This window comes from Novipirellula artificiosorum (assembly GCF_007860135.1).
Classification (GTDB): Bacteria; Planctomycetota; Planctomycetia; order Pirellulales; family Pirellulaceae; genus Novipirellula_A; species Novipirellula_A artificiosorum.
The window spans coordinates 72,702-98,056 of record NZ_SJPV01000013.1 but is presented as its reverse complement, the minus strand read 5'-3'; the positions used below and the strand labels follow the sequence as shown (position 1 = coordinate 98,056).

At 54.8% G+C, this 25,355-nt stretch carries 23 protein-coding genes and 1 pseudogene; 5 read left to right on the top strand and 19 right to left on the bottom strand.

Annotation, left to right across the window (positions count from 1 at the left end):
- Positions 1 to 6: 6 nt before the first annotated feature.
- From Poly41_RS27025 to Poly41_RS27010, 4 genes are read right to left on the bottom strand one after another with little or no spacing between them, the layout of a single operon-like run.
- Complete coding sequence (locus Poly41_RS27025; protein WP_146530484.1) at positions 7 to 1,380, bottom strand: sulfatase-like hydrolase/transferase; 1,374 nt, start codon at positions 1,378 to 1,380, stop codon at positions 7 to 9.
- Positions 1,377 to 1,901, bottom strand: coding sequence for a hypothetical protein (locus Poly41_RS27020; RefSeq protein ID WP_146530483.1), 525 nt, complete (start codon positions 1,899 to 1,901; stop codon positions 1,377 to 1,379). The genes Poly41_RS27025 and Poly41_RS27020 overlap by 4 nt, the downstream gene beginning before the upstream one ends.
- Complete coding sequence (locus Poly41_RS27015; protein ID WP_146530482.1) at positions 1,898 to 3,454, bottom strand: LamG-like jellyroll fold domain-containing protein; 1,557 nt, start codon at positions 3,452 to 3,454, stop codon at positions 1,898 to 1,900. The genes Poly41_RS27020 and Poly41_RS27015 overlap by 4 nt, the downstream gene beginning before the upstream one ends.
- Positions 3,451 to 3,984 (bottom strand): sigma-70 family RNA polymerase sigma factor, encoded by a 534-nt coding sequence (locus tag Poly41_RS27010; protein WP_146530481.1) that lies wholly within the window; start codon positions 3,982 to 3,984, stop codon positions 3,451 to 3,453. The genes Poly41_RS27015 and Poly41_RS27010 overlap by 4 nt, the downstream gene beginning before the upstream one ends.
- Positions 3,985 to 4,866: 882 nt before the next feature.
- On the opposite strand from Poly41_RS27010, the gene Poly41_RS27005 reads away from it, so the two are divergent.
- A complete protein-coding gene (locus tag Poly41_RS27005) occupies positions 4,867 to 5,325 on the top strand; it encodes a sulfatase-like hydrolase/transferase (protein ID WP_146530570.1) in 459 nt (152 codons plus the stop codon).
- A 216-nt stretch (positions 5,326 to 5,541) separates the two neighbouring features.
- Here Poly41_RS27005 and Poly41_RS27000 read toward each other — a convergent pair whose 3' ends face one another.
- From Poly41_RS27000 to Poly41_RS26975, 6 genes are all read right to left on the bottom strand, one after another.
- A complete protein-coding gene (locus tag Poly41_RS27000; protein WP_197231669.1) occupies positions 5,542 to 8,406 on the bottom strand; it encodes a putative glycoside hydrolase in 2,865 nt (954 codons plus the stop codon).
- 35 nt (positions 8,407 to 8,441) lie between these two features.
- Positions 8,442 to 8,765 carry a hypothetical protein gene (locus Poly41_RS35550; protein ID WP_315853750.1) on the bottom strand — a complete coding sequence of 108 codons (324 nt, stop codon included), beginning with the start codon at positions 8,763 to 8,765 and terminating at the stop codon, positions 8,442 to 8,444.
- A gap of 366 nt (positions 8,766 to 9,131) precedes the next feature.
- Positions 9,132 to 9,524 (bottom strand): hypothetical protein, encoded by a 393-nt coding sequence (locus Poly41_RS26990; RefSeq protein WP_197231668.1) that lies wholly within the window; start codon positions 9,522 to 9,524, stop codon positions 9,132 to 9,134.
- A 31-nt stretch (positions 9,525 to 9,555) separates the two neighbouring features.
- Positions 9,556 to 11,007, bottom strand: coding sequence for a sulfatase-like hydrolase/transferase (locus tag Poly41_RS26985; RefSeq protein WP_146530478.1), 1,452 nt, complete (start codon positions 11,005 to 11,007; stop codon positions 9,556 to 9,558).
- A gap of 6 nt (positions 11,008 to 11,013) precedes the next feature.
- The gene (locus tag Poly41_RS26980) at positions 11,014 to 11,766 is read right to left on the bottom strand and encodes an SGNH/GDSL hydrolase family protein (RefSeq protein ID WP_146530477.1); all 753 of its coding nucleotides are present in this window, start codon (positions 11,764 to 11,766) and stop codon (positions 11,014 to 11,016) included.
- Positions 11,767 to 11,778: 12 nt separating this feature from the next.
- Positions 11,779 to 13,299: an alpha-L-fucosidase gene (locus tag Poly41_RS26975; RefSeq protein WP_146530476.1), complete on the bottom strand. Its 1,521-nt coding sequence runs from the start codon at positions 13,297 to 13,299 to the stop codon at positions 11,779 to 11,781.
- Positions 13,300 to 13,406: 107 nt separating this feature from the next.
- On the opposite strand from Poly41_RS26975, the gene Poly41_RS26970 reads away from it, so the two are divergent.
- Positions 13,407 to 13,670, top strand: a complete 264-nt coding sequence (locus Poly41_RS26970) for a hypothetical protein (RefSeq protein WP_146530475.1) — start codon at positions 13,407 to 13,409, stop codon at positions 13,668 to 13,670.
- Positions 13,671 to 13,914: 244 nt separating this feature from the next.
- Here Poly41_RS26970 and Poly41_RS26965 read toward each other — a convergent pair whose 3' ends face one another.
- From Poly41_RS26965 to Poly41_RS26950, 4 genes are all read right to left on the bottom strand, one after another.
- Positions 13,915 to 14,106: a hypothetical protein gene (locus tag Poly41_RS26965; protein WP_146530474.1), complete on the bottom strand. Its 192-nt coding sequence runs from the start codon at positions 14,104 to 14,106 to the stop codon at positions 13,915 to 13,917.
- Positions 14,107 to 14,498: 392 nt separating this feature from the next.
- A complete protein-coding gene (locus Poly41_RS26960; protein ID WP_197231667.1) occupies positions 14,499 to 14,693 on the bottom strand; it encodes an Ig-like domain-containing protein in 195 nt (64 codons plus the stop codon).
- A 68-nt stretch (positions 14,694 to 14,761) separates the two neighbouring features.
- Complete coding sequence (locus Poly41_RS26955; protein WP_261344918.1) at positions 14,762 to 14,956, bottom strand: NPCBM/NEW2 domain-containing protein; 195 nt, start codon at positions 14,954 to 14,956, stop codon at positions 14,762 to 14,764.
- 80 nt (positions 14,957 to 15,036) lie between these two features.
- The gene (locus tag Poly41_RS26950) at positions 15,037 to 16,686 is read right to left on the bottom strand and encodes a hypothetical protein (protein ID WP_231615979.1); all 1,650 of its coding nucleotides are present in this window, start codon (positions 16,684 to 16,686) and stop codon (positions 15,037 to 15,039) included.
- Between the two features lie 301 nt (positions 16,687 to 16,987).
- Here Poly41_RS26950 and Poly41_RS26945 point away from each other — a divergent pair, with 301 nt between their 5' ends.
- Positions 16,988 to 19,570 carry a glycosyl hydrolase family 95 catalytic domain-containing protein gene (locus tag Poly41_RS26945; protein ID WP_146530470.1) on the top strand — a complete coding sequence of 861 codons (2,583 nt, stop codon included), beginning with the start codon at positions 16,988 to 16,990 and terminating at the stop codon, positions 19,568 to 19,570.
- A gap of 150 nt (positions 19,571 to 19,720) precedes the next feature.
- Here the strand turns inward: Poly41_RS26945 and Poly41_RS26940 are convergent.
- Positions 19,721 to 19,894 (bottom strand): annotated as a pseudogene (locus Poly41_RS26940) (DUF1501 domain-containing protein); the annotation flags it as partial.
- 169 nt (positions 19,895 to 20,063) lie between these two features.
- Between Poly41_RS26940 and Poly41_RS26935 the strand changes: the two are divergent.
- Positions 20,064 to 20,711, top strand: coding sequence for a hypothetical protein (locus tag Poly41_RS26935; protein WP_197231666.1), 648 nt, complete (start codon positions 20,064 to 20,066; stop codon positions 20,709 to 20,711).
- Here the strand turns inward: Poly41_RS26935 and Poly41_RS26930 are convergent.
- From Poly41_RS26930 to Poly41_RS26920, 3 genes are all read right to left on the bottom strand, one after another.
- On the bottom strand, positions 20,708 to 20,905 hold the full coding sequence (locus Poly41_RS26930) for a hypothetical protein (RefSeq protein WP_146530469.1): 198 nt from the start codon (positions 20,903 to 20,905) through the stop codon (positions 20,708 to 20,710). The two genes, Poly41_RS26935 and Poly41_RS26930, sit on opposite strands and share 4 nt — an antisense overlap.
- A gap of 864 nt (positions 20,906 to 21,769) precedes the next feature.
- Entirely contained in the window at positions 21,770 to 22,522 is a 753-nt protein-coding gene (locus Poly41_RS26925; RefSeq protein WP_146530468.1) for a hypothetical protein, read from the bottom strand.
- A 147-nt stretch (positions 22,523 to 22,669) separates the two neighbouring features.
- Entirely contained in the window at positions 22,670 to 22,849 is a 180-nt protein-coding gene (locus Poly41_RS26920) for a hypothetical protein (RefSeq protein WP_146530467.1), read from the bottom strand.
- Between the two features lie 178 nt (positions 22,850 to 23,027).
- Here Poly41_RS26920 and Poly41_RS26915 point away from each other — a divergent pair, with 178 nt between their 5' ends.
- The gene (locus tag Poly41_RS26915; RefSeq protein ID WP_146530466.1) at positions 23,028 to 24,014 is read left to right on the top strand and encodes a leucine-rich repeat domain-containing protein; all 987 of its coding nucleotides are present in this window, start codon (positions 23,028 to 23,030) and stop codon (positions 24,012 to 24,014) included.
- A gap of 115 nt (positions 24,015 to 24,129) precedes the next feature.
- Here Poly41_RS26915 and Poly41_RS26910 read toward each other — a convergent pair whose 3' ends face one another.
- Positions 24,130 to 24,699: an N-acyl amino acid synthase FeeM domain-containing protein gene (locus Poly41_RS26910; RefSeq protein WP_390621496.1), complete on the bottom strand. Its 570-nt coding sequence runs from the start codon at positions 24,697 to 24,699 to the stop codon at positions 24,130 to 24,132.
- Positions 24,700 to 25,355: the final 656 nt, after the last annotated feature.

Genomic DNA, 25,355 nt, shown 5'->3' with positions numbered 1-25,355 from the left:
TACTGGTTAATTGGTCTGTCTAGTTGAAATGCTTGGAAGCTCGCCGACTGGCCGTGAATTGGTCTCAAGCTCCTCCATGAAAACGTTCATTGTTTTCGTCAGCTCTTGAACCTTCTCTGGGTGTTGCGCCGAGAGATCGGTTGTTTCTCCGAGATCCTCATTCAAGTTGAAAAGTGAACCGGCTTTGGCGGGAATGCGATCCGTCTTGCCGACTCGATCGGATTTTCCGCCACCGGGCGATTGTCCTTTGACGAGCAGTTTCCAATCTCCGTGGCGAACGGTCGCCCCCGGAACGATGAACGTCTCGTGAATTGGTGAATCCAAATCCTCGCCTCGCATATAGGGCAAGATGTTGCGTCCATCGATGACGCGATCGGACGGAACGTCGACTCCGGCCAGAGCACAGAACGTCGGAAGCATGTCGATGATGCCGGTGATTTCGTTGTTCATGGAACCTGCGGGAATCACGCTGGGCCAACGCATGTTACAGGGAACTCGAATACCGCCCTCGAAGTTGGTCCACTTCCCATCGCGAAGGACGCCCGCGCTGCCGTAGCCCTCCACATTCAGTTGCGGGCCGTTATCCGATGCGAAGATAACGAGCGTGTTCTCGGCGATTCCCAATTCGTCGAGCGTCTCCATCAATTCGCCCACCTGCCAGTCGATCTCCTGAACGACGTCGCCGTAGGTCCCGTGCTTGGAAGTTCCAGCGAATCTCTCGTTTGGAATCCACTTTGTGTGCGGAAGCGGAGAGGCGTAGTACAGGAAGAACGGCCGATTCTTGCTGGCCCGAATGAAGTCGATTCCGGCAGCCAGCAGCTTCGGTGAGTGTACTCCGTCGGTCTTCCCTTTGACGTGTTCGACAATCTCTCTATTTCGATAGATCGCGGTTGACTTGCCTTCGCCACTTTCCATGAAGCCAAAAAAGGAGGCAAAGCCGTGATTGACCGGATTGAAAGCATCCCATTCGCCCAGATGCCATTTACCAACCATGCCGGTCGAATAGCCCGCCTTCTGAAGCAATTCGGCGATCGTGATTTCATCGGCGTGGAGGCCAATTCTCTCGCGTCTGTAAACCACGTTATCCACACCCACCCTGTGTGCATGGCACCCAGTCATCAAGGCGGCGCGAGTCGGCGAGCAACGATTATGCACATAGAAGCTCTCGAACTTCATACCTTCCGCACAGAGCCTGTCGATGTTGGGCGTGTCAATCGTCGTTGAACCGTAGCACCCCAAGTCGCCATACCCTTGATCGTCGGTAAGGATAAAAAGGATGTTTGGTGGTCGATCAGCCGCCGCCTGAGTGTCTGTGGCTAAAGCAATGAGCGCCAGCGAAGCGAGGAACGCTCCTGCCACCACTGAGAAGGAGTTGTTCATCTGTGAATCCCTCGTCTTGGTGTCATCGTCGATGACCTTCCACTGTTGCGCTGCTTCGCAAGCAGATCGGCCAGACGCTGAGCAATTTCCGGGTGCTCGCTCACGAGGTTGTTCTGCTCATCAGGATCGTCTTGCAGATTGTAGAGTTGGGCCCCAAGCTCGTCGCGCCGCGGGGCTTTTGTCAATGTCGGACTCGGCTTGCCTTCGATGTATTTCCAAGGGCCTTGACGAATCGCGAAATTGCCGTTGGGACTGTGGAGTAGGATCGAAGAACGAATCGGTTCTTGAGTCGCCTCTCCCAAGAACGATGTCAGTACATTGAAACTGTCCTCGGCGACATCTTCGCCGCCATAGCTGTTGAGGCTGCCATAGCCAAGGTCATCGGCGAGGATGATTACGATATTCGGCCGATCCGCTGCGAAGGACATCGGCGCAATACTCGCGAGCAAAACGACGCCGAAGACCGGCAAAAGGTAACGTGTCGACATTAACTGTTTCAACTCCGTGGGGTGTAGTTTCATTTTGGTTTCGCCATCTGTGCCAATGCAGCCTGGTAAAGACCAGCAATTTCGCTGTCGCTGAGCGCTTGATCGAACATCGCCAGTTCATCGATGCGGCCATCCCAAAGCCCCGCTCCTTCGGCGTCGGTTCCAAACCAGACCGTTTCAGTTGCGCTGGTGGCCACTGTCGCGCACGGCACCGATGCCACGAGTTGACCGTCCACGTACACCCGCAGGTGATCACCGTCCGCCTTCATCACGATGAGACGCCACGCTCTAAGCGGAAGAAACGCCGCGCTGGTTACCGACCGCAACTGACCACTACGATCTCGAATCGTTCCTTGAAGCCGACACTTGTCATCGAGCGCCAACTCGAAATTCCCTTCAGCGCCGCGAATGTTCGTTGCCACCGTACCATCGGGAGTTTTCGATTCAAGATATACGAAAACGGCGAGAGTGAATTGTCCCGTACCCAGAGGCGGTGGAGAATCGACTCGTCCACCTCGTCCTGTCGATTCAGCCCTCACACGCAACGAACCACCGGCATCCACTCCACACGCGTGAGGAGGACGAACCCCATCGCCTGTTAAGACGACGCCTGAGTATTGAGGCGGATCAGCGACCAAACCTTTGTCCCGGATCGGCATCCGGTAATAGGCGATAGGGGATAGCTGCTTTACAGCACGAGGGTAGGTACGTTTCGGCTCGTCGAAGCTGCGGATGAACCGATCCGTCGCCAACTGGATTCCCACTGTTTCTTTGCTTGCGTTGTCGATTTTCACCGCCTGAGACGATTGCAGACTAACAGCCTGCCCCGCCTGGCCGTCTTTGAGCGATTTCGGTTGCACGCGAACCAGCCCTTTAAATACATGCACCTCGCTCGCGCTGGATTCAACATCGATGGAGAATTCCGTGCCGAAGTCAATAACTTCCGCATCCGGCGTGTCTACGGTAAAACCGACGCCCTCAGGCGGAACGTTGGCAGACAGCCGACCGCTACGTAGCAGTAGGCGGTTGCCGCTTACCGCGTCAAATCGGGCAGGCGCCTCAATATAGACTGTCACCCCGCCATGGAAACGCAGGTGCAGTAGCCCCCGGTCAAGTCGATACTCTCCGACCGCCAATTCAGCGCCGTCGTACCGCTGGCCGGCATACGCCAAGGCCGCATCGACTCTTGTGAGAATCATCGCCACTTGTACGTCGTTATCCAAAAATGGGTTGGCTACCCACAGGATCGTGGCAAACAGTAGCGTCGCCGCGACCGATCCGGCAATGGCTGCGACGCGATGCGCTCGCCATGCCTTGGCAGCTGCCCACGTAAACGAAGCGGAGTGTCTGGAAACGCGTATTGTCGATTCGTCTCTGTGCTTTGCTACTTCAATCTCCGCTACCTCGGACTCAGACAGCGCCGCCAGATCGCTCAAGGCCGAATCGACGTTTATGTACTCGATGAAATCACGGCGCAAATCGGCGTCCGCGCGGAGCGCGGCTTCCAGCGTCACAAGCTGCTCGGCGGAAATTCCACCGCGGGCATAATCGGCGAACAGCGGCCGCAGGTCGGTCAAATCGCTCACTGCACTCCCTCCGCCTGAAGTGTGCGACGCGTACATTCGAGCAGTCGCACACGCATCCGATGCAACCATTGGTAAAACGCCGGCACGGTTCGGCCGCTCTGCTCGGCAACATCCTGAATGCGGACGTCAGGTTCGTAGGCTGCCAACACCAAGGTTCGCTGCTCGTCGGGGAGCCTTTCAAGGCAGCCCTCCAAAGCCTCGCGTTGAGCTGACAAGCAATTCTCGATCTGAGCCGATTCGTGCGCCACGGTATCGAGCACGTCGTCCGCCAGCACAAGCCGATCCCGTGCCTTGTCACGCAGCCAAGCGAGCGTTTCGTAACGCGCGACGCCAAATGCCCACTTGCGAAACTGGTCGGATGCTTCCATTGTCGGGAACTTGCGCCAGAGCACGAGCGCAACGCCCTGCATCACGTCCGCCGCGTCTTGCCGAGTCGGCACCAATCGGCGCACGAATGCCCGAATCGCCGGCTCATTCGCCGTGAACAGAGTAAGAAAGCGTTCGTGAGAGGCAGTGTCGTTTTGTTCCATCGAGAGTACACTCCGCAACTTCCCCGGATTTTACGGCAGATTCCCGAGAATATCGAATTACTCTCGATTGAGCATCTGACCGACGTCTGAATCGGGACTCGTAGTCGTTATGACTTCAGCATTGGCATTGGCCACTTTTCGCATTGAGCATCAAGTTGAGGAGGGCATGTCTCGGTTGAGCTCCTGGCGGCATCTTCATTCTTTGACAGCTAGGCGTTCACCGCCTGTCAGCCAGCGTTCCCGTTAGCGGGCACTTCTGTGTCTCTCGGGACTGCAAAAAAGACGGAGCAGCCCGACCAACGGATTTCCTCTTCGTGTAGCGAGCGAAGATACTTCCGGCAGAGATCGCCGTTGTTTCCAAATCAAACGCGAGGCTGCAAACATCACGATGATCGGAGTTTGGGCGCTGTCTGATGGTCGAGACTCGTCACGAGAACCGTTGCTTCCGCTGTACTCCTCACGATCTGCGGAATTGGCCCTACCGGCCAGTTCGCAGGTTGAGAGTCTCCAGCGGCCATTCTTTGGCGGTCAAAATACTCCGTGTTTGGTGCGTTTTTCTGACTCCGGTGTTTTTCACCGGAGCTATCTTCCACACTCAACCGCCCTGAATCCGCATGGGTTGCGTCCGCCTGAACGGTATTTTCTCTGCGAACGATCGCGCTCTCGGTTCACAAGGTGGCTGCTTGTTGCCACGCCGTTTCCTTCCGACCCACCGAACCAGACGGTTCTTGTTGGGTCCGCGGCTATCGGCACCGATGATCCCTAACGCCCTCGCTTCGTGCAGGAGGTTGGTCCCGCTTCGTTGAGTTGGGAAAGCCCCAATTTAGCTTGTGTGAATGAAACTGGGAGCAACCGGTGTCGGCCGCCGGGTGGCGCAAAGGAATGGCGGTCGCGCTGCTATGGTTGCTCTCGATCTCATACGCTCACGCCGCCGCGCCTCGCCCTAATATCCTTTTCATCATGGTCGATGACCTGGGCAAGGAATGGATCAGTTGCTACGGAGCCGAGGGAATTCAGACGCCGAACATCGACAAGCTTGCCGCAACCGGCATGAAGTTCAACAACGCGTGGTGCATACGGCGATTCGCGGGTATGGTGCGATACAGCAACAAGCGTCTCGGGCGGGTCGTGCGAGGTGGCAAAGCGAAGATGAGTGAACAGAACGGCACGGCCATGCCGTTCATCGTCAGTTGCCCGGGCACAGTGCCCGCTGGGATTGAGACCGATGCCTTGATCGACTTCTCCGACATGCTCCCGACCTTCGCCGAACTCGGCGGCGGCGAGCTACCGAAGGGTCGATGGCAAGTCCTTCGCACCTTTGCTACTTGGCAAGGCGGATGATGGGCCGCGCGATTGGATAGCGGGCAAGCAACCCAAAGCGAGTCCCAAAGGTACATCAGTCAATCAGAAGCGGAAGAAGGCGGAGCATTCCAAGTAGGCTTTCGATTGCCCTTAACCGGGCTTCAAATGACCATCCAGTTGCCAAACCCGTCTGCATCGCAATCAAAGCAACTCACTAACAAAGTAGTTTGGGAGTCCGGGCGAGCCAATCTGTTTTCACTGATGTTTCTGCGAACCGGTAGGGGCCACCTCAATGGACACGGTACCGAGTAGGCTCTCGGCCATGTCGTTGTAGGTTTTAAAGGCAAAGCTATCCTTGCCGGTAAACCCGGGGTTCGGTGTATAGACCAGGTTCGGGGCTTTGCCCGAGAGCTTTCCGCCGGCGGGTTGGCCAAACTCAAACACCTTGAACGTCAGGTTCGTTTTCCGAGGGTTGGAACCGGTTAGCGTAATCGCTTTCGGCGTGTCTTGTAGAACATCGACCGCTTGCGATTGGGCGATCGGTATCCAGTCCCAGGTCAGGCGTGACTTTTTATTTTCGACATCCAGCCAGACATCCACATGCTCAAAGGAACGGGTATAAACGTAACCGTCTTTGACCGGAGGGCCGAGTGGCTTTCCGAGCGGATTGCGGAACTCGTCAAAATGCGTTTTAGCATTCCAGCAGAATTCCGGCATCTCAGGATCCGTGCTCGTCTGATACTGGAAATAGGAATAGGGCTCTGCCGTAATCAGGTAAAAGGCCAACGGAAACTGCAAGGCTTGTTTCATCCCCTCACGGACCTCTTCCTCTCGTCCTGCAGCGACGAGCTTATCAACTCGCTCATCTCTGCTATTCATTCTATGCCATTTGAGCTCCCGAAAATTCGTGAACACGTCAAAGCCCTTTACCCGCGCCTCACGGATCAGTTGCAGGCTGGCACAAACGGTATCGGTCTCGGTCATGGTCACCAGACAGTCACCGTTTACCTGTTCCCAGCTTTCTAGATAGGTGCCATTGAAAATATGAAGAAGCTCGCGGTTTCCTCCCGGACGGTTCGTACGCAGAATGTTCCCCGTAAGAAACGCGTCTTCTGAAATTCTGGCCTTCAGATCGATATAGGACTGCACCTTTCCTTCCGGCGCCACGATTTCGCCCTTTTCATTTTGAAAAGGCTCATCACCCCCATTGGCCTTATCAATGAAAATCCCATCAATGTTGGGGTCATTCATGAGATCGACAGCAGTATCCACCCACCATTTTCGCAAGTCAGGATGATCATGGTTGTAGGCATTCTGATTTCCACTATACGTGATGTACTTTCGCTTACCGTTCTCATCGAGCGTATACTCAAACCACTCTTCTTTATTGAGCGCCTTGTCCGCCGAGAAACCAGTGAAGTGAATGCCCGCATTACGGTAGGTGGTGAGCAGTACATCGGGGTTATACGATTTCAGCAGGGCAGCCATTTTCCGGACCCCCTCGTCTTTGAATTTACTTCCATAAAAACTGTTTCCGCCCAGCCCTATTTTCGCATACGTCGTTGCCATCGTCTTGGCATAGGATGCGGGCAGCGCCTTCCGGCTATTGACTCGGGCCGTCATCGGAAGCGTATCCCAGGAAAACTCTGGATGCCGCCGCTTGGTCACTTTCGGATAATTGCTCAGATGCTGCGGCCCCGTCGGATACAAAGAATAATCGTCCGTTTCGCTATCCAGATGATCCGGCAGATCCGAAACGATTAACTTCAACGCAACCTGATTCACAGCGACTTTCGAATTGGCACCGGACGTAACAAGCAATGGATATTCCGGATTAAACCCTATCCCTAAATTGTTACTCCATCTCCATGACTCCAGTCCCTCTCCTTCACCGACCATCAGAACATGGTTGTTACCGCCTTGAACCTCGACCATTTGCATTCCAACGAAACGCCCGACTTCGCCCCCTCCTCGAGTCGACAGTTTCAGGTTTTCCACGCTGAAACGCAGCGTTTCTCCGGCGTCCAAATCCATATCATTCCCCACGCCCCATCCGGCGCTGCCACCGCTAACAGTCGCCATTTCGCCAAGCGCTGTCATGGAAGAGGCTTCGGTGTTGGGATCGTAGCGATAGGTCGAGTCGACAAAGCCTTCCACGCGCAAATCGAAAGTCACTTTGTCATTGGCACCGTCGCCATCAAAGTCGGAACCCGACCAACGCACTGAATAGATTCTGTCATCTCCGTCAGTCGCGGCAGAATAGCTCAGATCGGGAGATGAGAGATTGCGGATGCGCCGCCCGGTATTGATCTGTAGATCCAAAACATTGGTTCCGTTTCCTCCCGTTGTAACAAACCACAACGTGCTCGATCTCGCGGCGACATCATCAACCACTGTCAGATTCAGGCTGTCCCCATCCATGGTGACGACACCTCCGCCGAGCCCCTTGATCGCAATGTCGGCTGGCTCAAACGAGCCTTCCGCTGAACCGAATCGGATCAGCTCAAGCTCATTCCCGCCCATGGTGTACCCGCGAAGGTCAATCTCCAGCCTGGCACCTTTGGCGATGGAGAGGTGATCCAAGACTTGAATGGTTCCGACAGGCTTGTTGTTAAAATCGAACCGCAGCGTCCCATTTTCAGACACGGTAAAATCTTTCGCAACGATCTCAGGCGCATGCCCGTAGAAATCCACCAAACCGTTGCCAATATAAAGTTCGCCGCCAACGGTCAGTCTGCCGGTTCTCAGCTTCACCGACGAAGCTGAAGTCGCCGAACGAGATTGTCCGATTCGCAGATCACCTTCGACGGTCATGACAGCAGCGCCACGTCCTCGCAGCAAAAGATGCCCGCCACCGACTGCTCCCAGAACAACGTTGTCGCATCGCAACCCGCTATGTGTCACCTCAAGCAAAGCGTCATCGTTCAACTGCAATGAACACGGATTGTCTGCTTCTACCAGAGTCGCCACGACCGGCGCAGCTTTTCGAACGTTCAGCAGGACCCGATCTCCGGGCTGCGTTCCCGGAACCCGCCCTGTCGACCAATTGCCGGACACATTCCAGTTACAGTCAACGGCACCAGTCCAGGTGAAATCCGCTCCATAGCCGACAGCGGCCAAGAGTGCTGTTATGGCTACGATCTTAAGTATCTGCGTCATCGTTTATTCATGCCTCGTCTGGTGTTGATACGTTCGACATCGTTCTTCTGATCCGGCCCCTCAGTACTGCGCCCGCGATTCACATCCGATTCTAGCAGGGCAAGCAGACGCTGGAATACCTCGGGATGGCTCTCATAGAGATTATGCCGCTCACCGGGATCCGCTTCCATGTCGTAGAGTTCGTCGATTGGCGGACTGCGTTCGTAGTAGACGATGGTATTCTCAAGGAGACCTTTCTCCCGGAGTTTCTTCGTCAGCCTTCCAACTTGCTGATTGACAGTATAACCCTCGGTCTCGGACCGGCGCAGGGCCGAATCCATGTCGCAATGATTACGCTGCTTCGGAATCACGTCTACAGGACGGTGGGAAGTGTGCAGGCAAGCACCGAAACTTCCTGAGGTGTGTGCTGTTGGTCTCCTTACGCTTGCAATTGCACTATCTTATCCCGCATTCAAGAGATTGTGTTTCTGCGTTTTGAGGCGGTTGTGCGATGCAGTTCTTGTCCCGCGGTTACAGCAAGGGGACGGAGCAAGCTATTATCGGCCTTGGCCCTCCTCTCCCGAACTGGCGGCGGATGCATCGACTTCGGTGATGATCCCATTGTTGAAAATCACGTCGGTCAACTAGCCCTCCGCACGCATATTTTTATCTCTGGCCGAATCACAAACGATGCTCTAACTCTGAAGTCAGGCGACTGTTTTGGTCTCTGGGGCAACAGGATTGGTGACTTGCAATTCATGCCACATCTCTCGTTGCCGTTTCCAATCGAGCGTTTTGGCGAACGACGCGTTGCCCGCACCCATCTTGCTCCCCGCCGCCCAACCACCGCCGTGGGTGTAGATAATTACCGGACACTTGGCAGCGCGATTCGCGGTCGGGTAATAGAGATCCAACGGCATGTCCCCCTCGGGCGTCTTCTTGTATATAACCTCCAGTTTCCGATCGCCCCCCGTTTCCAGATATCTTTTCGCCTTGCGGGGTCCTTGTTCTTTGTTGTCCGTCTGCTTGGCCTCTTGCGCATGAACGACGCCACAACAAAGCAACAGCAACATACTCGTCAGGTTGACAAATCTATTCATAGTGAATTCGCGATGCATCGAGGCGCAAGCCTCAATGGTCATCCTTCTTCTCCTTTTTTAGTTGCTTCGGGTAATTCGCTTCTTCCAGCGAGGTCATGGGGTCGTTCATCTCATCCATCGTGTTTTCCAACAGCGCGGTGAGATGCGCGAGTATTTCGGAGTATTCGGAATTCCCGGCGAGGTCGCTGATTTCCATGGGGTCTTTCTTCAAATGGAAGAGCTTCACTTTCTTTAATTGCGGATAGGCGATGAGTTTCCACTCGCCGCTGAGGATCATCCGCTGGGTGTCGATGTAGGCGCCATAGATGTTGTCGTAGCTTTTCTCGGCCCTACCATCGAGCAGCGGCAGGACGCTTTTGTAGTCGACGGTTTCCGGCACGGTCTGCCCACTGATTTCCAGTGCCGTTGCCATGGCATCCTGAATGTAAATCGGCGCATCAATCGTGGTGCCCGCCTTCACGCCGGGTCCCCAAACGATGAAGGGCGCCCGCATGGCGGGATCGTACATGTTCTGCTTGCCGACCAGTCCGTGGTGGCCGACGGAAAGCCCGTGGTCGGAGCTGAAGATGATCCAGGTGTTGTCGGCCTTTCCACTTTTCTCCAGTGCATCGAGAATCCGCCCGATCTGCGCATCCATGTGCGTGATGCTGGCGTAGTATTCCTGGCGGTTGACCTTGATGGCGAACACCGTCCGCGGAAACGGCGCAAGTTTTTCATCGCGGATGATAGGAACCCCATCGGCTCCTTGGTCCGGATATTGAGGGATAAAGTTTTCCGGCACCTTGATCCGCTGGAGCGGATACCTGTCGATGTATTCCTTCGGTGCCTGACGCGGATCGTGCGGCGCGTTGAAGGCGACATACATGAAGAAGGGATTGTCGCTGTCCGCCTTCTCGCCGAGGTAGGCAACGCTCTCATCGGCCAACACCTCGCTCCAGTGCGTGCCGCCTTCCCAGAAGCCGCCCTGCGCCTTATCCCACGGCTTCCAGCCGGTTTCGTAGTCGGACTCGTCCTTGGGACGATTGTATCCCGCCGGCTTTTGCTTCGGCATTCCGGCGCGCACCTTGCCCGTCTGGTCAAAAACCTTCGTCGCACTCAGCCCGCCCACATGCCATTTGCCGCTCATGTAGGTTTCGTATCCGTGGTCGGACATCAACTGTGACCAGGACTTGCGTTTGCCCTGCGAACATTCACGAGTTGCCTCTTTGGCGTCCCACAGAAAGCGTCCCGTATTCAAACACGCCCGACTGGACATACAGACCGCTCCGGCCCACGCCCCCATGTTGTAGGCATGGCTAAAACTCGCTCCCTCCTTAGCCAGCCGATCCAGATTCGGGGTGTCGATGTCCGTCAATCCGTGGGCCCCGATCGTTTCGTAGCACTGGTCATCCGAAAAGATAAACAAGATGTTGGGCTTGTCGGCAGCTTGCAATGTGCTGGCGACAAGGAGCAAACTAAGCAGCGGTAATAGTCTTCGGCTCATTGGCGATTATTGGTTGGGGGCTTCGAGTGCGTTGGTGATCACGGTCGCAACTTGCTTGGCTAGCGCATCGGATCCTGCGGGTTTGAAGTGAACATTGCGGGGTTTCTGCCACTGGTCGAGATGCGGCAGAGCAAAAGCATGCAGATCATTCACCTGGATGTTGTTCGCTTCCATGATTTTTCGCGCGGCGGCGTTGTAACGCACCGGCGCTTCGGGCGTGCGGAGCGGGTTGCGCGTACCAGGAACGACGGGTGTGGTGGTCGCGAAGATTAGCTTTGCACCCGTGGCTTTTAGCTTCCCGACAATCGTCTGCATATTCTTCGTATACTCTTCGAGTGTCGCTTGCGTGGGGTCGTCGGGATCGTTTGACTTGTCACTGGACCCAGGTGCTTTGACGTGCTTGAGATCGTGCAATCCCCAGTTAAAATGAATGACGTCCCATTTTTGCACGGCCAGCCATCGATCAATATTTTCAAGCCCGTAAGTCGTTCCACCGCAATTTTCTCTCCGATTTTCATTGCGACCCATGGGACGGAACACATTCGCCTTCCCCTGCAAATGCTCACGCACTTGTAAGGTGTAGCCGATCGAGATCGAATCGCCAAGAATCAACACATTTGGCAGCGTCGGATCGGGCTTGAAGGTCCAATTTTGGGTTGTATCCTTTTCGGCGATCGATCCTGCTTCGGGCGGCGCTGCATCGACGGATGCGAATGAACCGATCAACAGTGCGATGATGATGTTTGGTAAATACTTCATTGGAGTCTTCTCTTATTTCAACGTAATGCGGAAGCCGCTCACCACCGTGTTGGGCAGAGTGTTTGGTACCTGGATTGTCAGCCCTGAAGCACCTCGATTCCATTTGAGTTCTTCATCGCTGCCCATCAGTTCGATAGTGGAAATCTCTTGATCGAGTATTCCATCAGTCGCGAGCGTTTTGATCACAATGTCCGTCGTGGGCGGAGCTAGTACGAAGGCATAGAGCATGCCGTCTTTCGTGGTAAAGCGGATGTCCTCTTGAGAAAACTGCTCGTGGTTTTCACCTTGCCGGCCATCCTTCATCTTCAGCGGGCCTTCGCCAAAGATTTTCCAGGGGCGAGCGCCGTAGATTCCTTCGCCGTTGATCTTGAGGAAGTCGCCAAAGGCGGTCAGATAGGCGAGCTGGTTCTCGGGAATCGTGCCGTCGCCCTTGAGCGCGATGTTCAGCATGACGACGCCATTCTTGCTGATCGCATCGACCGCGTTTCCGACCATCACCGGGACGGCCATGCGGTTCACGGCGCCCTTGCGGTAGAACCAGTTCCCCGACAGATCCGTTGCCCACATCCACGGCTCGGGGTGGATGTCGGAGGCACTGCCGCGCTCGAGATTGTAGGTGAAGGCGGCTTTGTCGAGGTTCCCGCTTTTGCACGAAAAGACGACGGTCTGCTTGCCGCTATTTTCTTCTAAGTCTCGGTTGATGTACGACGAAAACAGTTTGATACCCAGCCCCTTGCCGCGCCGCTCATCTGGAAACGGGGCATCGTTGTTGAACATGTCGGGATCGTACTTCTCGATCAATTCCCAACAGCGGTCATACCAGTGCTGGTTCCACGAATCCTGGGCCGAATAAGTCTTCGGATCGTAGTCCATGTTGAAAAGCTTCCACTCCGGGGTCCCCTCCTTCTGATATTTGCGCGCGGTATTGAAAAAGCGCGGCGACCAGTAGAGGTGCGTCGATACGCCAAACTTAAGTCCCTGCTTCGCGGCGGCATCCTTCCATTCCCGCAGCGTGTCCCGGTGCGGCCCCATCTTGACCGAGTTCCACGGATGCGACGAATCATACATGTCGAAGTTATCGTGATGCGTGGCCACCGGCATGATTAAACGCGCGCCGTTGTCCTTGACGAACTTCACCAGCGCATCGGGATCCCACCGCTCCGCCTTGAGCAGCGGAACGAGCTTCTCATACCCGAAATCGGCGGGATCGCCATAGTGCTTGGTATGCCACTCGGTCAACGTCTCGGTCATCGTCAGTTGGCCTCCGGTCTCGCCGTCGTTCGGCCCGTACATCCGGCGACCGTAATGCGAGCCATCATTGGGACGATTCTCATCAATCGCCGATGAAATCCCCCAGTGAAACCAGACACCGAGTTTTCCATCCACGAACCATTCGGGAACTTGATAGTGTTCGGCCATCGACTCCCACGTCGGCTCGACGACGTTCGTTGCAGTTTCCTGTGCGAAGGTTGTCTCCGAGAGGAAACTGGTAACGAAAAGCAACCCTAACAGATGGGCGTTGATACTTCGCATTTTCGAAGTTCCTAGTTGACATGATTGCTGGAGTACAGGCTTTAGCCTGCGTTGGAGTACCCGGGCCGTCCTTGCAGGCTAAAGCCTGGACTCCAACAAGTGGTTCGATGGAACTACAGCTGACTGGGATCCCAGTCTTTTCCGTAGTCATGCAAAGGATAGCTGATCCAAATCTGAATGGCGAGCTGGCGGCCAACCGCCTGAATACATATTCGGTACCATCTGTGGTCCGCGTCGAAGCGGAGAATAAGTATTACAGCAAAGAGGCTCACCAGAAGCTGCTGGGGGAGGCTTCGCCGGGGTCAGGTCTTGTGTCCGGTGTTCAACGTAATTTGCCGCTGAGTTTGTGGCGAAGAAAAGAATCACATTGATTCATCAAACTTCATTGAAACGCCCGCGTCGATGCGCGTCGCGGCAATCGGATGGCCGAGATTCTCAAAGACGGCAACGGTGTGAGACGCAGCTTTAGCGATCTCGCTATGGCAGCCCTCAAACTCGCGTCGGGTGCATCGACCTCGGTGATGATCCAATTGTTGATAATCACGTCGGTCAACTAGACCTCCGCGCAATATTAATGTCTCGAGCCCAATCCCCAACGATGCACTGATTCAGAAGTCAGTCGACGGATTTTGTCTCTTGGTCAACAGGATTGGCAGCTTTCAACTCGCGCCACATTTTGCGTTGCTTTTTCCAGTCGAGCGTTTTGGCGATGGGGCGGATGTCGGCTTCTTTGATGGGGTCGCGGCCTTTGACGGTGTTGGGCAGGAATAAAATTTCTTCTTGGATGTCGGGGGCGAGATTGTCCATCCACATGATTTGCGTCATGCGGGTCGTGGAGATCTGGCCGTAATGAGCCAGTTCGTTTTGGTTAATGATCGTGCCGTCTTGGATCAGTCGGTGACATCGATGAACCAAGCCTGCATACGATCATGTTCTCGATGCGAGAGGATGGTTTCGAGTTCGATAAGTTTATGCTGACTCCGAACCAAAAGCCAATGGCGAGCAAGACGCTCGAACCCGGCCCCCCAGTGAGTCCAAGATTGTAGCTAGCGGAAGAATTGTGCTTAGCTGGATCAGCATTTTGCTGTACCAGCACGCGAAGATGTGGGTAAAGACAAAGACTTTCGTCCGCAGCGAAATGCTGCCGCAGCTATCGCTGCTAAAGCTAACAACCGCGAAAGCACTAACCCAACAAGCCGTTAATGACCGAACTTGTCTACCGTTGCAACATGCGGATCACTCGACTGCCAAATCATGTTTTGCCGTATCGCGTCGCGTGGCACAACGCGATGTTTTAACCCGATAGTTTTGCCGACATCGATCACTGCTTGAATCGGATCAATCTCCAACGCCGTCACCGGTACATCCCGATGTTGCTCGAGGATGCGTTCCAATTCCTGATAGGCCTGTCGCCGTACGGCATCAAGCGAATCAATGTTGAGGCGGGGGGCAATGTGAAAAACTACTCCGTGAACTTGGCGTCAGCCCAGGTGGCGTGATCCGAATTGGCGTCGTTGCCACCATCCGTGGTTTTCAGGCGGAGTTGCTCCATGCCGGTGGGGAATTTTATATCGATCGCAATCGCGTTGTCGCCACCCCGCATCACGGGACTTTTGTAAAGCGGTGTCCACTGACCACCGACAAGACCTTCAACGATAAAGGGAGGTTAACCAGTTCATGCAATCGGTTCTTGTACTAGTTGAAATTTCCTGAGTGTTTCATGCGGTCATCGCTCGTCTAGAGTAGTGACTCAATATCACGAATCAATTTGTCTCTATCCTTCGTTGGCAAATCATACAAACCGGTATACTCGATCCATCCATTCGAAACGCCAACCCCCGAGCCAACTTGACGGGCCAAGTCCATTTGAGGCTCCCACATATGGCGAAAATGCCATGCACAAGGACGCCAAGCCTTGTTGCCGAGCGCGGCAAGGTATCGGACGGGTTCTTGTCGATACAATGGATTGCCCAGCGAACTACCGTAAGCGTGGTCGCCTACATCGCCGTCGGCCCAAAGGCAGAACGCGGACCTGGAACAGTCGCTGGTGAAGACTGCTTTGTCTTCGCCGAACGAACGCACCAGCGAGTGCATCTCTTTGAAGAATCCGATTGCATGAGGTGATATTGGGCCGGTTCGCTCGGGTGCTTCGTCATATCCCACGCCTGCGAACGTTTCGTCCATGCAAATTGCGTCCGGCTGTAGGATCTCCATGATCCAGCGAGCCTGCTCAAGTAGGTGGTCTCGCCACTGCTGCGATGCGATTGACATCCACCAACACTGCCCTTGGACATCGGGGCCACTCCATGGGAATCTCATCGGCTTGCCATCGGGATCGACACGCCGACACGCTTGTAGTTCCGGGAATAGCGTCGACGCATCGTCGAACAAGGTTAGATGCATGTAGATCGCAGCCTTCGCCCCCGTGGACTGTGTTTCCTTGATTCGTCTTGCCATGGTTTCAAGCGACATCGTGGCAGGGCCATGCTCGGATCCCTGCATGGCAAGCCACGTCTTCCGATCGGGATGAATGAAATCGCCTAAATGGGGGTAGTAACCATGTTGCGTTGCCATGCCAACATGGAACGCGCGGAAATGTTTCATGTCGGCATCATAGCCGTCACCCCGCACGCCATGCTCCCCGCCCGCCGAAGAGAGAAAGTCGTAATAGTGAACTTTGAACTCCTGGGTCCAATCGATCGGCGGATAAGGATCATGATGAGCGAATTGGTGAAACGCCTTCCAGGCCACCGATGCATCGCCGGAATGCACCATCAACCAGCATGACTGTTCGATTGTTTCACCTGGCCCAACCGTTGCAACGCGGCCAATCTGCCAAACTCGATTGCCGTCGTCCGTTACGGTCGATCGGAATCGCATCGGCTTGTCCGACTCGGTGAATAAGCCGATCCGCCAAGGTCTTGATGGACTTGAAATGTCGACAACGGGAACCAACAGAAGTGCTCTTGTTTTTCGTTGGCCGGGGCAACTGGCCATTGGCTCGAGGTAATGGCAGTCGAGGTTCTGTTTCGTCAATTCAACATTGCAGTCGCCAAGAAAATCCTCCATACCAAGTGACGCAAACCGCTTGTCGTGAGTGAAACCCGCGACATTCAGTGGGAGGTACAAATTCTGCTCCGTGACCTCAGGCGATGGGCCTGCGCTACTGACAAACGACAGCTCGACTTGTTGCGGCTGATTTGACGTGTTCTGAATTTTCAGGGTCGCACAAAGCACGTCATCGCCCGGATTCGCACCGCTGCGGTGAAGTTGATGACTGAGCTGAGCGTTGAGCGGGCCGCTGATTCCCTGGTCACGATCGTTTTGCAAATGAATCGCGAGAGCATCCGCAGTGTTCCCTAGCCTGCAAGAGGCTGCTAGCAGCATGCCATTGTTCGCGGCAACCAGCGATTGACCATCGCAACGGACCGAAGAAAAAAGTCGAGAAGGCTCCGGCTTTGTCCATTCAATGGAGGAATGGGGTTGCTGAGCATATAAAACACGGGTGAATGAGAACGGAGAGCTCAGTACCCCGGATGCGACTCCAGTAGAGAGTAAGAAATCACGACGCTTCATAGGTGGGACTTACTTGGATGGGTGAGAACGATCATACTTGGGCATGGAGTGCAGGTAGTTGCACATCGTTGGACCAGTATATCGTACAAACTTCTTGAGTAGGTTACAGCAAATGAGAATGCATCATTTTGTGGGGCTATTAATATCGGTTTTGATGCTCTGGTCTGTGTCGATCACCAGCCTCACAGCAGCGGATGCGTTGCCCGATAAGGGCGCGGTCAGTTCGACTGCTGCCGTCCGTTGGGAAGAAGCATTCGTGACAGGCAACGGCCGTATGGGGGCGATGCTGCTGGGAAACCCTGAAAACGAAACGTTGATTGCCAACCATTGCCGACTGTTTCTTCCACTGGGCAGCTACGAAAAGGTTCCGGATCTATCCGCCCACCTGCCCGAACTCCGGCGGATTTACCGAGACAACGGCAGCGACGCCGCGATGTCGTTTTTGATGAGCAAGGCCGCAGACCAAGGTTTTCCAGGCATCATTAACACGGATCCTTTTCATCCCGGCCTCTTCGTCCATGTCAGGCAACGATCGGAGGGCAGTGTGCGTGACTACCTGCGCACCGAAAATTTTCAAACCGGCGAGGTCGCGGTTCGTTGGAAAGATGATCGCGGGAGTTTCCGCCGCCGCTTGTTCGTTTCACGGCCAGACAACGTGATCGCCTTGTCGCTTTTGTCCGATTCTGTGGGACAGCTTTCCTGTGATTTGGAATTCCCGACTCCTGCCCCTGTCGAGAAGACGCCCATTGGCGATAAGGGGTGGCGAGCTGGGGTCGACCCCGATTTGATCGTTTCCAACCGTACGATGGCAGCGAACTCGGTCACGTTTCATAACATCTACGCACGTGGCAAAGGCGGATTCGATGTCGCCGTTCGGTTGACGGTCGATGGTGGCCAGGCCGAGGTGGTTGATGAACGCGTTCGCATCACCGCTGCAAATGAAGTTCTTCTGCTCGTCAGGATCGTCCCCTGGAAAACCCCGCTTCCAACGCAGGCGAGCGATGCCTGGGCGTATTCGGCCGAGAATCCCGATTTCGAGAATCGCCTTGGCCACTTTGATCCCACCCCCGCATTGAGCGAGACATCGGTTGTCCCCTACCGGACCTCGGAAGAAGCCACCGCATTGCTCCCGCAGATCGTGCGATCACTCGAGGGGCTCGAGACCGACTACGACGCGCTTTTTGTTCCTCATCAAAAGCAGCATGGCGACCTGTTTGATCGCGTTTCAATTGATCTTGGTGGTGGCGAGGACCGGATGAAGACCAGCGAGGAGTTACTATCCATCGCCAGTGGCGAGAAGCGAATACCGGCGGCGCTAGCCGAAAGGATTTACGATGGCGGTCGCTACATGTTTATCTGCTGCGCTGGAGAGCTGCCTCCTAACCTCCAGGGAATCTGGACAGGCACTTGGCGTCCGGCTTGGTCGGGAGATTTTACACTCGACACGAATCTTCAGTTGGCCATGAAGCACGCTTACACTGCCGACCTGGGCGAACTGATGCCGGGATACTTCCGCATGATTGAGGACTTTTACCCGGAATGGAGTCTGAATGCGCAACGAACTTATGGATCTCCAGGCTATCTGACCAACGCACGAGCCTCCAACACGGCGTTGCTACTGCACTGGGGGAAATGGCCTGGAGTATTCTGGACGGGCGGATGCGGTTGGCTCGCCCACTTTTTCTACGACCACTGGTTGTTCACGGGTGACGAGACGTTCTTGCGAGAACGCACGGTCCCGCTGTTGAAGGAAATTGCTTCATTCTACGAGAATTATATGATCCTCGATCCGACTACCGGACGCTTTGAATTTATTCCATCGTATTCGCCAGAGACTGGCGCCGGCATCTCCGCGACGATGGACGTGATGATCTGTAAAGATGTTTTGAAAAACCTGATCACCGCATGCAACGTGCTGGATATCGAGCAGTCCGACGTTCCAAAATGGGAAGCCATGCTGGCAGGGCTTCCGGAGTACCGGATCAACGACGACGGGGCTCTTGCCGAGTGGATTCCGGATGGTGGACCGGAGCGTTATCAACACCGTCACCTCTCCCACTTGCACGCCTGCTACGAAGCAATCGATGACCTTGATCCCGCTCAGACGCCAGAACTTTGGGCAGCCGCCCAGGAGGCTCTGCGACGACGCATCCACTCCGGAGGCGAGGTTTCGTCGCACGGTCGCGTCCATATGGGCCTCGCCGCAGCGTTCCTGCGAATGCCCGAGGAAGCCTACGGGCGATTGGAAGCGATGGCCACCGGCCAGTCGATGTACGCCAGCATGATGTGCTCTCATGAACCGGATGGGCGTATCTTTAACTGCGATGCCAACGGCGCCATGCCGGAGATCATCCACCGCATGATTCTGCAATCGCGGCCCGGCGCATTGGATCTCTTGCCCGCCCTACCGAAAGCTTGGCCACGCGGCGAAATTCGCGGCATTAAGGCCCGCGGACGCATCACGATCAATCACCTGGCTTGGGATCTTGCGGTCGGCCGTCTGACGCTTCGGCTTACCAGCGAATGCGACCAAGACGTCGTTCTGCGCATGCCGAATGCCAAAACGATCGATAGCATCTCAAGCTCGGGTGATCCAGCGATTCTGCAATCATCGGCCGGCATCGCGAATGGACGCTCGGAGTCTCTCAAGGAAGGAGAGTCGATCGAGTTCGACATCCGAATCCCATCACCGTAATGCTGACACTCAAGAGAACTGGGAATCGACTTGCTGCTGGAGCCATACGCCGAATCGTTCTCTGCTCGCGAGTGTCGCGAGGGATCCGATGTTTTTACGGTTTAGCTCACTTCTATATTCTTATATTCTCTCATCGTGTTGACATGGTGCTTACGCCAGTACATCGCGGACAACATGGCCATGTACGTTGGTAAGTCTGCGTTCAAGCCCGTTGTGGTAGTACGTCAGACGTTCATGATCGAGTCCCATCAGGTGCAATAGTGTCGCATTAAAGTCGTAGATAATGGTCTCGTTGACGGTGGCTTTGAATCCGAACTCGTCGATCATCTTGTGTCCAAATCACCTTTCCTTCGCCGTTTGCTCTCTCTCGGTCCGAGTAGTCGATGATTCAGCGACCGTCGAGGCCACGCAGGCTGACGTTTTCGATATAATCTCTCTCCTGTTCGGGAGTCGTCAGGAAGATGCGCCAGCCAAGTCAACCTTCTGAGAGAAAATGCTGCCAAGTCCATCGGGAAATGTCGAGGACGCTCCGCATGATGGCACGACCGCCAAGGGACCATTGTACGTCAAAGAGGTGAAGGACGATCTTCCTCTTGCATCTTGGGCGACAACGGCTGGAGCCATTCTAGGGCCACTTGCAACCGCCGGTTTGGTCAGTGTGTTTGCGATGTTCATGCTGATCCACCGCGAGGATTTGCGAGATCGGATCATCTCGGTGGTCATTGGATGCACGTCGCATCACTTCAGTGAAACTCTGGTTTTGAATCTTCTGCGGATCGGGGGCGCGGGGCTCTATCAACTCGACAGTGTCGACGACGAGATTTTGCCTCAAGCAGTGGGGCAAGAGATTGCGCGTCGCGAACCGTCGGCGGTCGTGATTGTATTGCTTCCCAAAGGGGGCTTCGCCCAGGCGAGGCATCTGTGCAAGGCCATTCGTGGTGAAGGCTATACGGGGCCAATCTTGGTTTCCTGCCTCGGCAAGTTCAAGAACTTTGACAAGCTGTTCGTCAAGTTTCGCAAAGCGGGTGCCACCAGTATGACGACTTCCCATTCCCAAACCCGATCCAAGATTGAATCCATCCTGAAACGACGCGATCCCGTGACCGCGGCTATGGAAGAACACTTGATTCCAAGGAACTAAGGGTTGCTCGGATTGCCATTAAGTTTGAACGTCACGGGCTTGCCGGCCAGCACCGGCCCATCGAGCGGAACAATCGCGACTGCACTCCTGGACGGGTTCTGCGCGATGGCCAAATCGGGCAACAGGCTGGTGATGAGACCGCAAACCAGCAAGGCTGAGGCCGTCTGGCGAATGAGCTGACTTTGTTTGGACACAATCACTCTCCCTGTATTCAGTACTTTTCAATTTTCAGTGCGTGATCAATTCTGTTGCTGTGGCGGCAAAGGGGTTGGCCTGCCGTTCAGATCGTGCTTCGCGCCCGCTTCCCAGGTTTCTCCCACCCGCGGCGACGTAATCGAATTGGCAGCGGGCAGCGATATTGATCGGACCGTCGATTGTATAACGCTCGGCTGGGCGGCAGCGTCATCGGGACGTTCGTCGGAATTGACCTCGAATGAATGTCGTGTAGTGAGGGCAACCACCTTGAACACCCGGGATTCTCGTCTTGCAGACGCGCGCAGTGTAGGCCGGTTTGGCCATCGGCGCGCGTCGGCGGAAAGAAATTCTTCCGAATCGATGCGGCAAACCGTTTGCCTGCTCAAAATCACGTTTATTGATGAGAAGCTGGCATAGGAACTCGGGTGCATTCGGATGCAACCTCGCGTCTACAGCAAGAATGACCGTAAATAACGGTGCTTTCGAATTCCTTGTATTCGGTAACCTGATTTCACTCTGCTAAATTTTCAAACATTCATCGTGCCTGCCGGAGCGCAAGAGGTCCTGGAAATTGATTCCTCCCCGCGCGGTAGGGACTTCCCCGGCGGTTACAGCGTTCGAGGAACTCCCGCAGTTGGTCGCTGTTTGAAGTTGCTGCCAGCTTTCGGCGTCGGTCAGCTTCGCATTTCTGTTGTTTCCGTTGGAAGTCGGGGTTGTCAAAGATGCTAACAATCGATTGATCGCTGTAACTCATTTGTGTTGTTCCTGGTGGATCGGCTCAGGCAAAGTGACTGATGGATGAAGTGCTCTTGGGCGGTACGCAAATGCCCAGCGCCCGTCCTGAGTAAGGATATGCTGAATTATCATGTAGTTGGTGATGAAGCCAAAGACGTGTTTTGGGCTGGCAGTTCTCGATCTAGTTCGAATTGAATCTTTCGCATGGCGACCTCCTCGGCGGCGGTTCGGTTTTCAACCATCTCATGGTTTTCGTCGCTCGTTGACCCAACCCACCAGTTGTTCTGATCGGTGTAGAGAAGCACTTGCGGCTTGAGTTCTGGGTGATAGTAGATGATCACGCTGCTGCACTCGATGATGCGGATGCCGTCGGGTCGATCAATGATCGAAGTGTGCTTATCGGCGAAAGGCTCACCCAGCGACTGAACGCCTTCTTCTATTGATTCTCGAGCCGCGTTGGGTTTGGTGTTGACCGACCTTTTTGGCTTCCTACCAGCTTTCTTCTTTGGTGTGATGCCAGTTTTCTCTGTAGCCTCTGCGAGCGACACTTTCCCTTGCTCCACTGCCGCGGCGACTTCCGGATTGGACTTTGCGAGCTTGTTTGCTACCGCCAACTTATCTCGTGGCACGGCTTGTTCTTTTGCAACAATCTCGATCGTACGCGGCGAACGCTTTTCCTGGCCTCGGTTCGTCACGGATTCAGTGACGGACGCCTGCTCTTGGTTTTTATGTTCTTCTGCCGCCTCGGTCTGCTTTCGTTTATGGGCACGTTTTTGCGCTTCCTCCAAACGTCGGACGGCGTACATCAGCTTTTGATCCTTGGTAAGGTGACGGCGAGCGACATTGGATTCCGCGACCGCTTCAGCGTCGGCGGTAGTCACGACGATCTGCTCCCGATCGAGGGTGATACCCAGTAAATGACAAGCCAGCAGTCGGCACCGACCGTCTATAAGCCCCCCCCCTTCGCGTTAATTTGTATTGGGTGCAATAAGCCTCGCTCGTCGATCGAATCGACCAAATTATCAAAGTCACGTGGGCCGATCGGAGGAACCGCCATACAAGCGGAGCGGATACCTCGGATCCGGCCTCGATTCGATCGGCATCAAGTCTGCCATGGCAGCGTAGAATGCCAGTGAGCTTCCCCATTCTGGTTTTCCTTTTTCTTCGGGTGGGCCAAGGTCAGCGGCGAGCAATCGGCCTGTATTCACTTCGGAGTGCCTCGTCGCCGCGGTATTCGCATCAACGCTCGCTGAGCTGCCGCATCCATGCGGCGGACCCTTTCGGATTCACTTCCGGCTGTCGGTGTGTCACAATGGTGCTTGGTTGCGCGACGTTGTTTGCTCCGTTCGGAGTGGCGTTGGGCAGAACCGCGTACACTTGTCGAACATGAAACATCATTTCGGAGATCTTCTCGATCGAAACGCTGACTATTGGACGATCGTGCCGAACCGAGATCGGTATGCCTTCCGTATCGGAGACGTGCCTTCTAACAGCCCCGAGGTCACAATCGTCACGATTGGGAAAGGCGATGAGAATTGGAAAACTGTCTTTACACTACCGAATCTCGAAGAACTGACCTTACACGAGCCCACCCGTGAGCAACTGCATGCTATCGGCGAGCTTACGTCGGTTAAACGTCTGAGGATCACGCATGCTAGACCGAAGACGATCGACTTTCTGCGCAACATGTCGCAGGTCGAAGAACTCGTGCTGGAGTACGTCTCGGGCTTTTCCGATTTAGCACCCCTTGGCGACCTACGGCGGCTGCGTGCGCTGCATGTAGAGAACCTACGTCGCGTTTCAAGCTTCTCCGGACTCTCAGGCATCGGGAGCCTCAAGTACCTATCCATTTGCGGTACGTTGGACTGGAAGCAGCCAATCGATGACTTTACGTTCTTCGATGAGTTGCAGGGCCTTGAAGTGCTTTCGCTCTGGCAAATCATCAACAAATCGCCATACCCTGCCATGCTGCCAGCGATGAATCTGAAGGGCTTGAAGAAACTCAAACTCCATCGAAGCTATCTGGCAACGAACGAGTACGCACTGCTCGAGGTCATACTCAAGGGCGTTGAAGGAGCAATCTGGGGGCCCTACGGCACGAGAGCAGACTCCGAGTTGGAACTTCCCGACGATGATGTGCGGGCCCAATTGCCAAGAGAGGTCCTTGAGGCTAACCATCCCGAAGTAAGAATATATTACGACGGGAAGCGTGTGATAGACGATCCGAGCTCCCTGTGGTTCGAGTTCACCGGGAAGGGGGCAGGTCGAGCCAAGTGCAGCAGTGCCCTGGCGGAATCGAAGTGCAAGGAATTCAGCGAACAGTTCGCCGAAATGAAGCAACGAGCAGAGACAATCGTGACCGGTTGCGGCTGAGCGGCTGCTCAGTCTCCTGCTTCGTTTACGGCGGCAGCTGTCAGGCGGCCACGGACTGCACGGCGACAGCTTGGTCCTCCTTGCGCTCTGTCAGACGAAATCAGAAGATTCGCCGTTACAGAATCGTACTCCACCTCTTCAAGTCCTTTTTAACCTGAGTTGGAACGGTCGCCAGATCCAATGACATCGGGACAAATCGGTCGTTCCCACGAACGACCGGGGGCCCAAGCGAGCGAAATCCCATTCGCTCGTACATGTCTTGTCGCCGTTCGAGTCCGGAGATCAAAATGTGGGCATAGCCATTCGAGATGGCGTATTGATGGACGCTGCATGCCAACCCCGCGAAGACAACTCCAGATCGATGGTTCGAATCCACTGCGAAAATCCTCGCCTCTAGAAGTGGTCGGCTAAGTTGTGCGAGTACGCTTGGATTTGCAATTGCGCTAGCGGCGGAAAAGATAGGGCCGTCATGAACCGCCATGGTGCCACACACGCATCCGTCATGAATAGCGACGAAGTAGATGTTGCAGTGATCAAATTTATCAACAAGAGAGTCTGTGCCGGGATCATCGTACCGAGGAATCTCTAATACGAATGTCCGATAGAGAAGTTGGTTGACCTCCGCCCGCTCGCAAGCCGAGTCAGCGGTCTTAAATTCATAGCGTCGTTGCGATTGCTCGAGCATCGCCTTCACCTTGATTCTATATCGGTTCGTGCTATTGATCGTCGGACCTTCATGTCCGACTCGCGGTCTACACGTCGAGTGAGTCTCCCTGCGAACAGTGTCCATAACCACAGACTCCACGGTACGAAGCCAATTTACTCGGAATGATCGGTGGCGTCACCATAAAAACGCAGCTGCAAAGACGCGGCTTGGCTGCACACATCCATCAATCAAGTCCCAGATTTGGCAAGAACTGCAGCGAACGATCCCAGCCAATTTGCGTGCGGACGATGCAACCTCCAGCAGGGAGAAGCCAAATCGTGGAGATCGGTTAAGGCAAGTCTCAGACCCTTAACCGACTATTGATTCCGGTCGATGAGCTTCGTGTCGCGGGCAGCGGCGGGACAAGCCGACCAATTGATGGGGTGAAACGCAGTCCTCAAGAATGCGATGAAGCCAGCCAGCGCTGGCGATTTCGCGTGGACCAAGCCCCGCCGGTAAGATCTGCTGGCAACCGAGTTATCTGCCAGCCGGAGCGAGAATTGCGATGTTTTCAAAATCAACTGAATGCTAGTGAACTCCGCAAGTTTGAATCACACCGATAGTAGCGAAATCCTCGTAAACCTACGCAACAACTCGACTGATATAGCAAGAAAATCCGCCGCACGGTATCGTTT

Coding starts and splice junctions, on each gene's coding strand:
- Poly41_RS27025 (WP_146530484.1), bottom strand. CDS start 1,380: ATGAACAACTCCTTCTCAGTGGTGGCAGGAGCGTTCCTCGCTTCGCTG.
- Poly41_RS27020 (WP_146530483.1), bottom strand. CDS start 1,901: ATGAAACTACACCCCACGGAGTTGAAACAGTTAATGTCGACACGTTAC.
- Poly41_RS27010 (WP_146530481.1), bottom strand. CDS start 3,984: ATGGAACAAAACGACACTGCCTCTCACGAACGCTTTCTTACTCTGTTC.
- Poly41_RS27005 (WP_146530570.1), top strand. CDS start 4,867: ATGGCGGTCGCGCTGCTATGGTTGCTCTCGATCTCATACGCTCACGCC.
- Poly41_RS35550 (WP_315853750.1), bottom strand. CDS start 8,765: ATGGATTCGGCCCTGCGCCGGTCCGAGACCGAGGGTTATACTGTCAAT.
- Poly41_RS26990 (WP_197231668.1), bottom strand. CDS start 9,524: ATGAATAGATTTGTCAACCTGACGAGTATGTTGCTGTTGCTTTGTTGT.
- Poly41_RS26985 (WP_146530478.1), bottom strand. CDS start 11,007: ATGAGCCGAAGACTATTACCGCTGCTTAGTTTGCTCCTTGTCGCCAGC.
- Poly41_RS26980 (WP_146530477.1), bottom strand. CDS start 11,766: ATGAAGTATTTACCAAACATCATCATCGCACTGTTGATCGGTTCATTC.
- Poly41_RS26975 (WP_146530476.1), bottom strand. CDS start 13,299: ATGCGAAGTATCAACGCCCATCTGTTAGGGTTGCTTTTCGTTACCAGT.
- Poly41_RS26970 (WP_146530475.1), top strand. CDS start 13,407: ATGGAACTACAGCTGACTGGGATCCCAGTCTTTTCCGTAGTCATGCAA.
- Poly41_RS26965 (WP_146530474.1), bottom strand. CDS start 14,106: ATGGACAATCTCGCCCCCGACATCCAAGAAGAAATTTTATTCCTGCCC.
- Poly41_RS26950 (WP_231615979.1), bottom strand. CDS start 16,686: ATGCTGCTAGCAGCCTCTTGCAGGCTAGGGAACACTGCGGATGCTCTC.
- Poly41_RS26945 (WP_146530470.1), top strand. CDS start 16,988: ATGAGAATGCATCATTTTGTGGGGCTATTAATATCGGTTTTGATGCTC.
- Poly41_RS26935 (WP_197231666.1), top strand. CDS start 20,064: ATGCTGCCAAGTCCATCGGGAAATGTCGAGGACGCTCCGCATGATGGC.
- Poly41_RS26915 (WP_146530466.1), top strand. CDS start 23,028: ATGAAACATCATTTCGGAGATCTTCTCGATCGAAACGCTGACTATTGG.
- Poly41_RS26910 (WP_390621496.1), bottom strand. CDS start 24,699: ATGCTCGAGCAATCGCAACGACGCTATGAATTTAAGACCGCTGACTCG.